Consider the following 14,175-nt stretch of genomic DNA (forward strand, 5'->3'; position numbering starts at 1 on the left):
TAAAAGTCGACCATTCACCCTCTTAAAGTCCTTTTTTTCCGATAAAAGGCAGAAATTTCGGTGTTTTTTCCGCATAAGCGATGAAATCTGGACGATCCTTGTATTTTTTTTCTAATAAAGGCACACCTGAGACAAATAATAATAATAGAGTTATGATAATCGGCCCAATTATCCCACTGATATTTCTTAACTCAACAAGAGTAATTAAATAAATGCCCCACCATGACATGGCTTCACCAAAATAATTAGGGTGCCGAGTTAATGACCACAAGCCAGTTGTTAATAACTTCCCTTGATTCTCCGACTTCCCTTTAAAGACCATCAACTGGTAATCTCCAACAACTTCAAAGGTAAAACCAATCACCCAAATAGCTATTCCGAGACTATTGATTACAGTAAAATTTTTTATCGAACTAGTCATCACTAAGATAATCGGCAGAGACACTATGTAGAGCAACACCCCTTGCAAGACAAAAACATTTAAGTATGCTTTCAACCTTGGCCACTGTGTCCCCCAACGTTTACGCATATTTACATAGCGATAATCTTCTGGCTTACCGATATTTCGCTTAGCTAAATGTATAAATAAACGCACTCCCCAAATAGTCGTACAAACTAAAGTCACTGTGGCTGCTAACGTTTTATTAGGCATATTCAAGTAACCAGTCACTGCGACTAAGATAAAACCAATTCCCCACGCTAAATCTACAATAGAGTTATTATTTAGTAATTGAGCCCAAATAAATAGGCCTGTGAAATAAATAAACAAGACGCTTGCAATAATTAAATAAATTGACATATTTTACCCTCTTTCCTGATACGTTAAAGCAATTGCGACACTGCCTTGACCTGCTCCTAAGGCAACAACTGTTGAAATATTCATGACATAAGCTGGGGCCACACCTATTTTTTCGGTATAAATTTTAGCCCATTCTTGAGCTTTTAAACTGTTTCCAGCATGGACAATACTATAACTTACTAACTGATGTTCTTTCGCTAATCGGCAGACTTTTTTCAAGATTTTTTTCTCACTGCCTTGGCGACTAAATGCCACCCCTGCAATTGCTCCACCGCCAGTTTTACTAAGACTGACTATCGGATTTAAGCTGATCCTTTTAATCACTTTGCCAACTTTAGTCGGAATTCTCCCTGAGCTAATCATCGCATCTAGACTTTCGATACTAACAAAAATCTTGGTTCCTTGGATGGTATTATTAAGTTGTTCCACAATGTCATTAAATGGCCGCTGCTCCTCAATCATTTTGGCTGCCTCTAAAACGACTAGACCTTGCGCCGCCGAATTTTGTTTAGAATCAATCACCGCTACCTCAAAGCTTTGGCTGCGATAATTATTAGCAAGTTTCTCCACCGCATTATACGTCCCGCTCAACTCTTTAGCGACTGTGATAAAAATCACTTTTTCATAATGACTCTCTAAAAATGAAAATAGATTTTGGATTGTGGCTAAACTTGGCAAGGAAGTTGTTGACCGTTGATTGACCTGAGATGCCATTTGAAACAAACCTTGACTATCTAAGGTAACCTTATCAATATAAGCAACTCCATCAACGATAATTGTTAAAGGTAAAACATGAATTTGTTGATTTAAAAGCACCTTTTCAGGGATGTCCGCAACTGAGTCGGTGACGATTGCAATAGTTGAATTAGGTTCCGACTTCACTAGATATTGTAACAACATGTCATCAGCCTTTTGCTGTTTAATCGTCCCTACCGCATTCAAAGAAGCGATAACCTTAGCTGGTTCATTCGTATGAATATGAACCCGAGTCTGTCTCTGAGTTTGACCGACAACTAAAGAATCCCCTAGTTCACGAAGCATGATTTTTAGTTCCTGACTATTTAAATAGACGTCTTCAAGCAATATTTCTGTGCAATACCTAAACTTCGGTGCTTTCGTTATTTCCCGGTCTACGTTTAATTTCGACAATTTATTAATTGCTCCAGTTTGTTGATTGTCTGTTACTACTGATACTTCCCCTAAAAAACTTTCAGTAAAGCCTTCTAAAAAATAAACAAAGCCTTTTGCCCCAGAATCGACTACTTTTCGTTTCTTGAGGATTGCTAATTGATTAGGCGTGTTTTTTAAAGCCACCTCAGCTGCTTTAAAGGCTAACTCTAAGGTTGCTTTCACTTCTCCTGTTTCAGCATAGTTGCTTCTAACAGCTTCTGCCCAAACTTTAATAACTGTTAACATTGTTCCTTCTACTGGTGTTTCAATCGCTTCATATGCGTAATCAACTGAGAATTGAAGAGTTTGGGTGAAATCACTGAACTGATTGCTTTTAGTGTAGCGAGCTAACCCGCTAAAATATTGGGAAAGAATAATTCCCGAGTTGCCTCTCGCCCCTTCAAATGCGGCCTCCGCAATTTCTTCTAAGAAACTAGTAACTGTTTCAGTCTTCTGATATGTCGTAGTCAGAATCCCAGTCATCAATGAGGCTAAATTGCTTCCAGTATCACCATCTGCAACTGGAAAAACATTGATCTCATTCAACTCATTTTTATTGGCAATCACCCGTTCTGCCCCTAACTTAAAGGCTTGAATCAAGTGGTTTAGTTCTATTTTTGGGTTTTCTGGCACTAACATTCCCTCCTATGGTCTTGCTAGTCTCTTGCTTTTACAAGACGAGACTAAAAGTATTTTTGACTTTCTTTCCATCGTTTCATAAATACTTTATCCAAGTATACACTTATCGAACGATAAGTGGTAACTCAACGTTTTACTTTTTATTATTCTACCTATATTATAGCAAGTCGTGCTAAAATATAATTAAATACGATAAGCTGCTATATAAATAGACCTCTAATCGAAAAGGAGTTTTTTATAATGATACAACTTGCTAGTAACATTACTCAAACAGACTTAGATCAGATCAGTCAGATTTGGCTTGAGGCTAATCTTGACGCTCACGACTTCATCCCTCCCGTCTATTGGCAAGAACGCCAGGACCAAGTTAAAGAACTATTACCTGAAGCTAGCCTTTTTTTAGCCTATCACCAGTCTGAAATTATTGGCTTTTTAGGACTTATGGATTCATACATTGCGGGGATTTTTGTAAAAAAAGCTTATACTAGTCAAGGCTTTGGCAAGGCTCTACTGGCAGCAGCCAAAGCTGAAGCCAGTGAACTTCATTTAAGTGTTTATCAAAAAAATGCCACTGCCCGCCAATTTTACTTAAAACAAGGCTTTGAGATTCAAAAAGAAGCCTTAGATACAGAAACGAATGAACTAGAACTAGAAATGACTTGGCGACAAGTCTAGAAGGTGCTGACACATGTTAACAACTGAACTCACCCGCTTTAAAGTCAAAGCTGGTAAATCTGCCATTGTCGATGACTGGCTCGCTTTTTTAAATGAAAATATGGCCGAAGTCTTAATTACTCTTGGAATGGAAAAAATATATGTGGAAACTATTTTTCGAGAAGTCTTAGATGGGCAAGAATACTTGTATTGGTACTCGATTCAAGGAAGTGGTGGTCAAGAAGTCACTGATTCGACTCATTGGATTGATGAAAAATACTTAGCCTATTGGGCAGAATGTATTGATGAAAGTTTTCAACCCGTGGATTTAAAAACCGAAGTTATGATGATTCCTGACACAATCAAAAAAACGATGACTTAGTAGGGCTTTTATGTCAAAAAAAATTTAACACCCCTTCTTCTGATTGGCTATTTGCTCCCTTTAAGTTTTTTCGCAATGTTTTTAGATTTTTACTTTGCCAGTCTAACAGGCTATCTCTTACAGTTCGCCTTGCATTTCATAGCAGTCCTTTTAATTAGCCGTCTCAAAGAATCTAAACTAATCTTAGTTGGTATGAGCTTGTCTTTTTTAAGTGCTAGTTTATGTTTGTTTGGTTGGTTTTAGTAACCCTGACTATTGGGATACCTACTTTAAGCCATTCAGCCCTTTTGGCTGTTTGCTTACTATTACTCTTTTTAGTTTACTTAGTCAGTATTTTTTGTATTACTTATTACAATTTTTCAAAAATAAAAAGACAAGTAGCTATCCCTAAGCGAGAGTTAGCAACTTGTCTTTATTTTTTGACAAAAGGAGAGCGACCAGTAATCATTACTGGCCGCTGAAGGAGTTTCATTTACTTATTAGTTCTGTAAGCTAATTAGCTAGTCAGACCCTTTAAGTAAATAATGAAAAAATGAAAAATTTTAGTTAGGGTTTGTTTGGTATAAATATACTATAACTTTAGTTTATGACTAATTGATGACCTTTTAGTCTTTTTTTTTTTGAGGTTTTTACGCCTATTAATAGCTAAGTCATTATTTGCGGCTTTGTAAAATAAAATAGCCTTTATCTTTCGTTAACGTTTCGACATTACCAAAAACTTCTGCCATTTTTTTAGCCGCACTTGGTGCCCCTTGTTTCTTTTGAATAACGACCGTCAACGTGCCACCTTCTGCTAATAATGGGTAGGCGCCACTTAAAATTTCATGGACGACTTCTTTCCCAGCTCGAATTGGCGGGTTACTTAAAATTGCTGCATAACCAGTTTCTGTTACTTCACTATAAATATTTGAAGCATAAATCGTGACATTTTTAATGCCGTTGTTCGTCGCATTTTTTTGAGCTAAAGCCACCGCTCGTTCATTAATATCGACCATCTCAACATGACGGGTACTCGTTCTAGCTAATGCTAAACCGATTGGCCCATAACCACAGCCCACATCTAAAATATCCCCAGTTGGTAAGCCTTCTTCTGAAAATGCATCGATTAAGACTCGTGAGCCAAAATCAACAGTTTTCTTTGAAAAAACGCCACTATCTGTAGTAAAGCGGAAAGTCTTACCTTTTAAATCAAACATCCACTCTGATAAATCGTGGGGAGTACTTGGTTGGTTAGTATAATAATGATTGTTACTCATGGGAATCACTCTTTCTCTTGATTAATTTCTTGATTGCTTGATTAATTTCGCGACTTAACATGTCGTACCCGGCAGCTGAAAAATGCAAACCATCGGCTTGTAAGTAGTTCTCAGGTTCGGGACTCGTTAACATAACCTCTAAAAGATTAATGACTGGTAGCTGAAGCTCTGTTGCTAACTCAAGGGCGGCAATAGTATAGCTCTCAATTGCTTCCAAAGGGCGATCTAAGCTTTGATTGCGCTGACTAGCAAAGGGGGTTGTTAATAAAATGACTTTCGCCGGTCCGATTGCTTCAATAATTTTTCGTAAATTGATTTGGTAGTCGGCTAATGAAACTTGATTATGCAACGCCACATCATTGGCGCCAAAAAAGACGGTGACAACTTCCGGCTGATACGTCGTCACATGATTCCCTACCCGCTTTAATCCATCGACTGTTGTATCCCCTGGAATCCCAGCATTAATCACTTCGAATTGGCTAAATTCTGCCTTGACTGCCTCAGTTAAAATCGGATTGATTTCCCCATCAGCATAGCCGGCAGTAATACTATCGCCAAATAAAATTATTTTTGTCATGATAATCCACCTTTCCCCTTTCATTTCAACGCATCTATGGCTTTTTATGTTATAATTCAGCTAGTTTTAATTCTAAATCATATAATAGCACGATAAAGGAGTTTTTTATAGATGCAGCCTTTAGATAATCCGACAAAATACTGGCGTGAATCACGAGTGATTCAAACACACCGAGTCTTTCCAACTGACTTAAATTCCCATGGTACCCTTTTTGGTGGTAAATTAATGGCCTTAATCGACGATACAGCTTCGATTTCAATTACTCGTCACTGTCGACGGAATTCTGTGACAGCTTCAACGGATCGCCTTGATTTCCTTCATCCCATTGGTGAAAACCACTCAGTCTGTGTCGAAACCTTTGTCAGCGGTACTGGTACGAAATCAATGGAAACTTTTGCCAAAATTATTGGTGAAGACTTAATTAGTGGCGAGCGTTACTTAGCGGCTACTTGTTTTATGACTTTTGTCGCTGTGGCTTCTAAAGAAAAACCAGAAGCCGATTTCGCCGTGCCAGCTGTTCAACCGGAAACTAATGAAGAAATTATGATCTGTGCCGGTTATGAAGAACGACGCGCTCATGGCTTAAAAGAGAAAGCTTTTCATGAAAAATTCTCTAAAACCGTATCATTAAATATCCCTTGGATGTAATAAATGAGATTTTCTTAACAAAAAAGAGATTTCAGATTCAAATCTAAGATATTTACTTAATATTATGATAAAATGTTTTCAATAGGACGATAGACAATCGTAAAATTTTAACGGAGGGCTAAAACCCAATGAAGAGCTCAAAAAAGCACTATCAATTTTCTCGTGAAGAATGGAAGAAATTTTACCGTAATGGTATTCCCCCACTTTCCGAGGCTGAGTTACAAGAAATTAAAAGTTTTAACGACCGCATTTCTTTACAAGATGTTCAAGACATCTATATGCCTTTGACTCATCTCATCCATATTTATATGAAAGAGTATGAATCACTACAGTTAAGTAAAGGCTTATTTATGCAATCTTATCAAGGTCTGACACCTTTTATTATTGGGGTGGCTGGCAGTGTGGCTGTTGGGAAAAGCACGACGGCTCGTCTCTTACAAATGATGCTTTCGCGGATTTTTAAGCGCCGAAATGTCCAGTTGATTACAACAGATGGTTTCCTTTATCCGAATGCTGTTTTAGAAGAACGTGGCATTATGGATCGGAAAGGTTTCCCAGAAAGTTACGACATGGAACAACTGATTTCCTTCTTGGATAAAGTTAAAAGTGGCAAAGAAAACATTTCAACGCCCGTTTACTCCCACGATATTTACGATATTATCCCAGATAAAGAAGAATTCATTAATGAACCGGATATCTTAATCGTCGAAGGCATTAACGTCTTACAAGTGCCGACGAATGAACAGATTTATATTAGTGACTTCTTTGACTTCTCACTTTTTGTTGATGCCGATCCTGAGCTAATTGAAAAGTGGTATTTAACTCGCTTTGGCGCCTTACTAGATACGGCGTTTTTAGAACCAGACAATTTTTATTATTCCTATGCCATCGGTAATCGTGAAGATGCCTTTGAAATGGCAAAAGGCGTTTGGCGAGACGTTAATCTAAAAAACTTAGAAGAGTTTATCTTACCGACACGGAACAATGCCGATATTATCTTACACAAAACTGATAATCATCAAATTGACCAAGTGTTCTTAACGAAGTATTAACCAATGTATAAATTAGTTAGTGGCAACATTAACTGAAAATAAAAAACTAATAAAAGATAAGGGTGAAGCTACGTGACCAAGGTTGCCGACATGACAACATTAGAAAAAATCATCGTATTAGACTTCGGAAGTCAATACAACCAATTAATTACTCGACGGATTCGTGAATTCGGAGTGTTCTCTGAATTAATGAGCCACCGCATTACTGCGGCTGAGATCAAAGAAATCGCACCAAAAGGCATCATCTTTTCAGGTGGACCGAACAGTGTCTATGGGGACAATGCGTTCAAAGTCGATCCTGAAATTTTCAACTTAGGGATTCCCATCTTAGGAATTTGTTACGGCATGCAATTAATGACCTTAGAATTCGGCGGAACAGTTGAAGCTGCTTCGAAAAAAGAATACGGTCAAGCGTTCATCGACGTCCAAAACACTGAATCTGGTGTCTTTGCAAAATTACCTAAGAAACAACAAGTTTGGATGAGCCACGGCGATTTAGTCACTGAAGTCCCAGTTGGTTTTGAAGTCACTGCCACAAGTAGCGACTGCCCGATTGCGGCAATGTCAAACGAAGCTAAAAACTTCTACGCTGTCCAATTCCACCCAGAAGTTCAACATTCAGAATATGGCAATGACGTCTTACGTCACTTTGCTTTTGACGTCTGTGGCGCAACTGGCGACTGGTCAATGGGAAGCTTTATCGACATCGAAATCGCAAAAATTCGCGAAACTGTTGGCGACAAAAAAGTCTTATTAGCTTTATCTGGCGGTGTTGACTCAAGTGTTGTTGGTGTCCTTTTACAAAAAGCCATCGGCGACCAATTAACATGTATTTTCGTTGACCACGGCTTACTCCGTAAAGACGAAGGCACTCAAGTAATGGAAATGTTAGGCGGAAAATTCGGCTTAAACATCATTAAAGTTGATGCTCAAAAACGTTTCATGGACAAACTAGCTGGTGTTTCTGACCCAGAACAAAAACGTAAAATCATTGGTAATGAATTCATCTACGTCTTCGACGATGAAGCAACTAAGTTACAAGGCATTGAGTTCTTAGCTCAAGGAACGTTATACACTGACGTGATCGAAAGTGGAACGGAAACTGCTGAAGTCATTAAATCTCACCACAACGTTGGTGGCTTACCAGAAGACATGCAATTCAAATTAATTGAACCTTTAAATACGTTATTCAAAGATGAAGTTCGCGCAGTTGGAACTGAACTTGGCATGCCTGACAACATCGTTTGGCGCCAGCCTTTCCCAGGACCAGGTTTAGGTATTCGTGTCCTTGGTGAAATTACTGAAGAAAAACTAGAAATCGTCCGCGAAAGTGACGCTATCTTACGTGAAGAAATCGCCGCTGCCGGTCTTGACCGCGACGTTTGGCAATACTTCACTGTCTTACCAGGCATCCGTAGTGTTGGTGTGATGGGAGATGGCCGTACGTATGATTACACTGTTGGTATTCGTGCAATTACTTCTATCGATGGTATGACTGCTGACTTTGCCCGCTTTGATTGGGACTTATTACAAAAAATCTCTGTCAGAATCGTTAATGAAGTCGATCACGTTAACCGTATCGTGTACGATATTACGAGTAAACCACCAGCGACTGTTGAGTGGGAATAGTAGCTAGTGTGAACACATTTTAAAGTATTGATTTAATAAGCTTTCAGCCTAATCATTACACTGTTTACGCATGAAATATATCTTAAATCTGTTGTGATGTGACCGCATTGTGACCATTGAAGCTAGTCTTAATTGACTAGCTTTTTAATTTAATTAAAAGTCAGAAATTAAGAACCATATTAAAAATTTTTGATATAATTAGGCACATAGTAATTTTAAGGAGGAAGAAGGATGGGACTATTTGATTTATTCAAGAAAAAAAAGACACCTACGTCAAAAAAAAACACAAATAATAACCTAGATATTTTAACTAAATCCATTCCATTTAACGTAAGAAAGCTACTTTTTATTTCTGAGGTAAGAGCAGCCGTTAATACAAACTCAAATACATATAACGGAATAACTATTACGTTAGAGTCTGAAAGCGATTATGAGCCGTCAGAGATTATAACCACCCTACCTGTTATCAAAGGTAAAGCTGAACCATTGGGATACTATCCTTCTTATTACGAAATGTCCCCTGAACAAAGATATAATTATTTAACCTTTTTGACAAATATCGATCAAGAAACTGATATCGGATATGTTTTTACTTATTACTATGGTTTGGAGCGAAAAATATTTTTAGATGATAATTTGTATGAAGCTGTTGACATGATCATGGCTTTACAAAAAAGACATAATAATCGTTCTTTTATTGCATACTCTAATGACGCTCTAATATATGCGGCTATGAAGAAAAAAGATCCCAACATTTTATTTAATATTAATTTAGACACCTTGAGACCTGAATTGCTTTTTTTAGTAAAAGGATCTTTCATTGGGGAATTTAACGCTGAGGATTTAATGGTATTGGCAAAAGGAGTAGGTTTCACTAACAACAGATATATAAAATCAACCCCCGAAGTATTTCAACAAAATTTAACAGAATTATTGATTAAAAATTATGGTCAAAAATATTATAAATTAGATAATTCAGTTCCAATGGATACACGTGAAAAAATTAGATTAAGCTTATCCAATATTTCAATAGAAAATAGAGAATTCCAATATCCAAACACTTTACTAAGTTCTAAAATTCAATCTGATATTTATTTATTACTAAAAGAAAGTCATGAAATGACAAAAAAAGACGTTGCTCGTACACGCAAAAGTAAAAAAGAAATAATTCCTGAAAATACTAATACAGTAAGCTCCCCTAAAAAAGAAAAAACCGTATTTTTCATTCCAACTGATAATTTAACATTGAAAGAAAGAATCCTGTTATCTAAAGAACCATTATCTGATGGATTTGATGAAGAAATAAAAGGGATTAACTATTATAAGCAAGGTAAATACAAAGAAGCTGAAGATTGGTTGTTACGTTCTGTAAAAGGAAATTTTGATGCTCCGGCCTTGTATGAAAAACTTGGAATTTTATACCGTAAACAAAAACGTTTTAATGATGAAGTAGAAATTTTGAAAATTGGTATAAGAAACGTCGGATTTAACCCCCAATTAAACGAACGTCTTGCAAAAGCAATCGAAATCAACGAAAAAAATAAATTGAAATTAAAATAAGATTCCTATTAACTGTTTAAATAATAAGCTACTCTCATTGTAATCATCAAATCTAGTCTAAATTGGCTACATTTTTCATTCTCTTTCTGGCAAATATCTATTGCTCCATTGGTAAAATCGGAAGAAAATCAGGTCAACTTTAATGGTAATCAATCTGTTCATACTTTTATATAATTTAACCTCTTTAATATGTAGTGATTTGATATAATGAATACATATAATATCTACTTTAGAGGTTATTAAATGACAAAAATAAAGGAGTTCATTCAAAAATTACTAAGGACAACGCTGTTAAATGTATCATTCATACCAACATCTGTTTAGGCGATATATTAAGTCTTGAATCTGAATAAAATAATTGGAGGATAAAAATGTACAATCCTATGGAGAAATCTTTCATGAATTTAACACCGACTGAATTCGAACAATTTTCACTTGATCTTCTCAAAGAACAAACGAATAATTTGCCAAATGTAAAATTTGAACATAATAAAATTATTAAAACTCATGATGGCAATTACCAAATTGACGGATATATTGAGTTCGAACTTATGAGTGTCATATACCGAACGATTGTTGAATGCAAACATTATAAAGAATCAATTTCCAGAGAAAAAGTGCAAGTTTTGAACGGGAAAATAGAATCCATAGGCGCTCAGAAAGGTATATTAATATCTAGTTCTAATTTCCAAAAAGGTGCAAGAGAATATGCAGAAATTCATGGTATAGCCTTAATCCAGCTTACAGAGGCTATGACTAGCTATGAAATGCGAGCAAATATAGGAGTAATTGTAGCTTCTGGTAGAAAACCATTTAATCATGGTAAACCTTATATGGGAGTGCTAGTAAAAAATTCAGGAAATCTCGGCAGTGTTAGTTGCTCGTACTTATGTAGCTCTAAGAATGAACTAGAAAAGTTTCTGCTAGAATAGAATTATGAAAGACTGGGACTAGGTGACCCTTAATGTGACCACTTGTTTCCATACAGAACCTTTCATGTCATCATTCTGTCAAAAATAAAAAAGAAAAGAAACTTGTAACCCTCACTGTGACTCTCAGCTTTCCCAAACTGCTCAAAAACAGCACGTCCTTATCTTTTATCCTTAGCGAATTGGTTAGTGTGAGAATAATTCATAAACATAATTTTGACTAGTTTATCTTGATTTAACAGCTTATTAGTTATTGTAAAAAGGTAAACACTAATTAAAAATAAAATAGTTTCCCGCGAAAAACCCCGCCAAGAAAAATCTTTCTTAGCGGGGTTTTTTAATCTGTTCCAAAATATGTTATCAATAGGTACTTTCATAACTTGCTAATACCAACTAGTTTAATTTGAAAAGGCAGAATATATAAAATTTATTCTTGAGTGTATAACCAATAGAAAGATAACTTATTGCCATCTGGATCAGAGAAATCAAAATATCGAATTAGACCTGGGACATCCTCTATCTTTTCATCAACTATTATTTCAAGAGCTTTCAAACGTTCAAATTCACTTTCTATATCTTCAACTTCTAAACGCAAAACATTCTCTGATACATTTATTTTTTCTTCGAAAAGTTGAATCCAAACGGAACCAATTGGATACTCGATAACTCCTTCAACAGGTATAAATTTCTCATCACTCATAAGAACTTTTTCATACCAACTAGCCGATTTGTCCAAACTACTTACTGGTAGACCTACAGTGATACTTTTCGCCTTTAATCCCATAACGATTTCCTCCATTTCATCTTCTTACAAGTATCTTACCATTTCTAAGACAACTATTATTATTCTAGATTGTGTTTTTTAAGCGGGAAACTAAAAGTTTAACTACATTAACTAATATCGGTGGATCTTCTGGTATTGGTTCTCTTAATTTAATTGTGTAGCTATTTCCAGAACTTTCTGGAAAGGATAATTTCTCATCCACTTTCCCTCTTAAACTCTTTTCTAAATTAAAATAAGATAAAATATTGTTGGAACTATCTATAGCACAAATTAATAAATAAAAATTTCCTCTTGGTATATTTTTTAATTTATTTTCTCTTAAAGTTTTAGTGGCTAATCCTGATATAGGCAGATGATTAGGTATTAGCGTATGAAAAAGACCAATAAATATCATTCCCTTTTCAAATCCCTCAGGCACATCAATGTTCACGGTACAAAAAGAATCGTTTTTTTCTTCAAAATAATCAAGTGATTTATTCTTATCTTCATTTTCAAACGATTTAATATCGTAAAACATTTCATTCATTTCAGTTTGGTATTTTTTGGGTGAACTACCTGTATATTTTTTAAAAATATTCGTAAAACTACCACTACTTTCAAATCCTGAATGTTCTTGTATCTCAATTATTCTCTTTTCTTCATCAAGTTCAATGATTGCTTTTTCAATTTTTAAACTAGATAGAAATTCGGCAACGCTAAAACCGTTTATTTCTTTAAATTTCCGACTAAAGTGATATTTATTATAACCAAAATGCTTCGCAATTTCCTCGCTTGTCATTTTTTTATTAACCGCTTCCTCTGAAATGAAAGAAAGGATTTCAGGCATTCTAGTTTTCATTTTTACCCCTTTTCATCTTCAATAATATCCTGTTGACCCAATGATAAAACTTACTATTTTTTATTTATCTTATTTGATTGTACTTTATGAAGACAAGCTAATCTATATCAACTCTTAAACGACTAATTACAGAGAATTGCCTTTTATCTCTTGAAAAAATACCAAATAACATTAAATTTGACCATTAGTTGGAAAAGTAATTTCCGCAGATTCGTTTTTACATGTATCAATAACTCATCATACTTGATAATCCCCCTCATCTACCACAACCACTATGCTCTTCTTCACTTTTCAACATATCCAGAATTTTGTCGATTAATTTTTTTCTATCAACGTGCTTGGAAATAACGGTTGACGCTATTGTGATCACAATGTTCTCTTTTTCATTTATATAAATAATACTTCCACCAGAACCAGTTGCCATATATTCGTAATCAGTATCGCCTATCCACCAAAGATAGCCGTAGGAACCATAACTGTTTTTTACTGCCATAACCGATTCTTTTAACCATTCTTTGCTAATTAGTTGAAGGCCATTAATCGCTCCATCAGCCAGACATAGTTGCCCAATTTTAGTCATTTCAGTTAAGGTTAAGGTTAACCCCCAGCCCCCTGAGTTATAACCTAAGGGATCAGAGACCCAGCCTTTCATCTTGCTACCAAAAACATGTTCGATATCGAATGTCATTTGGTATTTAGGGATGTCGTCAATTGACAACGGTTTGAAAAGATAAAGATTTGCAAATTCACGGGCACTCATTTTAGTAGCTTTTGTAAGAATTGCCGATAGTATGTGAGCACCTGTTGTGGAATATTTGAATGTGCCAATTCTTCCCCCATTACCCATGATTTTTAGCCCATACTCGATCCAATCAGGCTGTCTGCGTATTCTAGTTAAAGGTTCTCTCATATTTTGAAAAGGAAAGGGGGTCGTCATTGTCAAAAGATGTTTGATAGTAATCTGCTCTCTCTGCTTATTATTATCCGTGAAACTGTATTCAGGGAAATAACTCATCACTCGTTCATTCACACTTTGAATATATCCTTTATCGATTGCGATTCCTATCAACAAAGACATCACACTTTTGGTAATAGAAGCAACGTTGAACTTTGATTCTTTCGTCTTTCGGCCATAATATGTCTCTAAAATAATTTGATTATTTGATAAGATAGCTAAGCCTCTAATAGTTGAATGTTGATTTTTGATTAGCTTATCAATCGCTAATTTATCTTCAGTTCTTAGATTCCTCTTAGTCAC

Annotated in this window: 14 protein-coding genes; 7 read left to right on the forward strand and 7 right to left on the reverse strand. The window is 35.7% G+C overall.

The annotated features are described in order from the left end of the window. Positions 1–22: 22 nt before the first annotated feature. Entirely contained in the window at positions 23–799 is a 777-nt protein-coding gene (locus CBF35_RS10935) for a DUF1295 domain-containing protein (RefSeq protein ID WP_126781084.1), read from the reverse strand. 3 nt (positions 800–802) lie between these two features. Then, complete coding sequence (locus CBF35_RS10940; protein WP_170174781.1) at positions 803–2,602, reverse strand: DegV family protein; 1,800 nt, start codon at positions 2,600–2,602, stop codon at positions 803–805. A 246-nt stretch (positions 2,603–2,848) separates the two neighbouring features. Here CBF35_RS10940 and CBF35_RS10945 point away from each other — a divergent pair, with 246 nt between their 5' ends. Together CBF35_RS10945 and CBF35_RS10950 are read left to right on the forward strand one after the other, a co-directional pair. Further along, a complete protein-coding gene (locus tag CBF35_RS10945; RefSeq protein WP_126781088.1) occupies positions 2,849–3,283 on the forward strand; it encodes a GNAT family N-acetyltransferase in 435 nt (144 codons plus the stop codon). A gap of 13 nt (positions 3,284–3,296) precedes the next feature. Next, positions 3,297–3,644, forward strand: a complete 348-nt coding sequence (locus CBF35_RS10950) for a DUF6176 family protein (RefSeq protein ID WP_126781090.1) — start codon at positions 3,297–3,299, stop codon at positions 3,642–3,644. Between the two features lie 653 nt (positions 3,645–4,297). Here CBF35_RS10950 and CBF35_RS10955 read toward each other — a convergent pair. Continuing rightward, positions 4,298–4,900 (reverse strand): class I SAM-dependent methyltransferase, encoded by a 603-nt coding sequence (locus CBF35_RS10955; RefSeq protein ID WP_126781093.1) that lies wholly within the window; start codon positions 4,898–4,900, stop codon positions 4,298–4,300. Beyond that, a complete protein-coding gene (locus CBF35_RS10960) occupies positions 4,893–5,477 on the reverse strand; it encodes a GDSL-type esterase/lipase family protein (RefSeq protein WP_170174782.1) in 585 nt (194 codons plus the stop codon). The genes CBF35_RS10955 and CBF35_RS10960 overlap by 8 nt, the downstream gene beginning before the upstream one ends. Before the next feature lie 111 nt (positions 5,478–5,588). Between CBF35_RS10960 and CBF35_RS10965 the strand changes: the two genes are divergently transcribed. The 5 genes from CBF35_RS10965 to CBF35_RS10985 all read left to right on the forward strand — a co-directional run bounded on the left by CBF35_RS10965 (position 5,589) and on the right by CBF35_RS10985 (position 11,298). Beyond that, positions 5,589–6,125: an acyl-CoA thioesterase gene (locus CBF35_RS10965; protein WP_126781097.1), complete on the forward strand. Its 537-nt coding sequence runs from the start codon at positions 5,589–5,591 to the stop codon at positions 6,123–6,125. A 128-nt stretch (positions 6,126–6,253) separates the two neighbouring features. Further along, a complete protein-coding gene (coaA, locus tag CBF35_RS10970; RefSeq protein WP_126781099.1) occupies positions 6,254–7,177 on the forward strand; it encodes a type I pantothenate kinase in 924 nt (307 codons plus the stop codon). A gap of 72 nt (positions 7,178–7,249) precedes the next feature. Then, a complete protein-coding gene (guaA, locus tag CBF35_RS10975; RefSeq protein WP_126781101.1) occupies positions 7,250–8,806 on the forward strand; it encodes a glutamine-hydrolyzing GMP synthase in 1,557 nt (518 codons plus the stop codon). A 231-nt stretch (positions 8,807–9,037) separates the two neighbouring features. Beyond that, complete coding sequence (locus CBF35_RS10980) at positions 9,038–10,366, forward strand: TerB N-terminal domain-containing protein (protein WP_126781103.1); 1,329 nt, start codon at positions 9,038–9,040, stop codon at positions 10,364–10,366. 398 nt (positions 10,367–10,764) lie between these two features. Continuing rightward, a complete protein-coding gene (locus CBF35_RS10985) occupies positions 10,765–11,298 on the forward strand; it encodes a restriction endonuclease (RefSeq protein ID WP_244922592.1) in 534 nt (177 codons plus the stop codon). A gap of 424 nt (positions 11,299–11,722) precedes the next feature. Here CBF35_RS10985 and CBF35_RS10990 read toward each other — a convergent pair whose 3' ends face one another. The 3 genes from CBF35_RS10990 to CBF35_RS11000 form a co-directional block, all read right to left on the reverse strand. After that, positions 11,723–12,079 (reverse strand): VOC family protein, encoded by a 357-nt coding sequence (locus CBF35_RS10990; protein ID WP_126781107.1) that lies wholly within the window; start codon positions 12,077–12,079, stop codon positions 11,723–11,725. 64 nt (positions 12,080–12,143) lie between these two features. Further along, a complete protein-coding gene (locus tag CBF35_RS10995) occupies positions 12,144–12,917 on the reverse strand; it encodes a helix-turn-helix domain-containing protein (RefSeq protein WP_126781109.1) in 774 nt (257 codons plus the stop codon). A 256-nt stretch (positions 12,918–13,173) separates the two neighbouring features. Continuing rightward, positions 13,174–14,175 carry a serine hydrolase domain-containing protein gene (locus tag CBF35_RS11000; RefSeq protein WP_126781111.1) on the reverse strand — a complete coding sequence of 334 codons (1,002 nt, stop codon included), beginning with the start codon at positions 14,173–14,175 and terminating at the stop codon, positions 13,174–13,176.

The sequence above is a fragment of the Vagococcus salmoninarum genome, from assembly GCF_003987495.1.
In the GTDB taxonomy this organism is placed as follows: Bacteria; Bacillota; Bacilli; order Lactobacillales; family Vagococcaceae; genus Vagococcus_D; species Vagococcus_D salmoninarum.

Excerpts from the sequence above, each read along its gene's own strand:
- CBF35_RS10965 (WP_126781097.1), top strand. The coding sequence starts at position 5,589 with ATGCAGCCTTTAGATAATCCGACAAAATACTGGCGTGAATCACGAGTG.
- CBF35_RS10950 (WP_126781090.1), top strand. The coding sequence starts at position 3,297 with ATGTTAACAACTGAACTCACCCGCTTTAAAGTCAAAGCTGGTAAATCT.
- CBF35_RS10935 (WP_126781084.1), bottom strand. The coding sequence starts at position 799 with ATGTCAATTTATTTAATTATTGCAAGCGTCTTGTTTATTTATTTCACA.
- CBF35_RS10995 (WP_126781109.1), bottom strand. The coding sequence starts at position 12,917 with ATGAAAACTAGAATGCCTGAAATCCTTTCTTTCATTTCAGAGGAAGCG.
- CBF35_RS10955 (WP_126781093.1), bottom strand. The coding sequence starts at position 4,900 with ATGAGTAACAATCATTATTATACTAACCAACCAAGTACTCCCCACGAT.
- CBF35_RS10985 (WP_244922592.1), top strand. The coding sequence starts at position 10,765 with ATGAATTTAACACCGACTGAATTCGAACAATTTTCACTTGATCTTCTC.
- CBF35_RS10990 (WP_126781107.1), bottom strand. The coding sequence starts at position 12,079 with ATGGGATTAAAGGCGAAAAGTATCACTGTAGGTCTACCAGTAAGTAGT.
- CBF35_RS10945 (WP_126781088.1), top strand. The coding sequence starts at position 2,849 with ATGATACAACTTGCTAGTAACATTACTCAAACAGACTTAGATCAGATC.
- CBF35_RS10960 (WP_170174782.1), bottom strand. The coding sequence starts at position 5,477 with ATGACAAAAATAATTTTATTTGGCGATAGTATTACTGCCGGCTATGCT.
- coaA (WP_126781099.1), top strand. The coding sequence starts at position 6,254 with ATGAAGAGCTCAAAAAAGCACTATCAATTTTCTCGTGAAGAATGGAAG.
- CBF35_RS10980 (WP_126781103.1), top strand. The coding sequence starts at position 9,038 with ATGGGACTATTTGATTTATTCAAGAAAAAAAAGACACCTACGTCAAAA.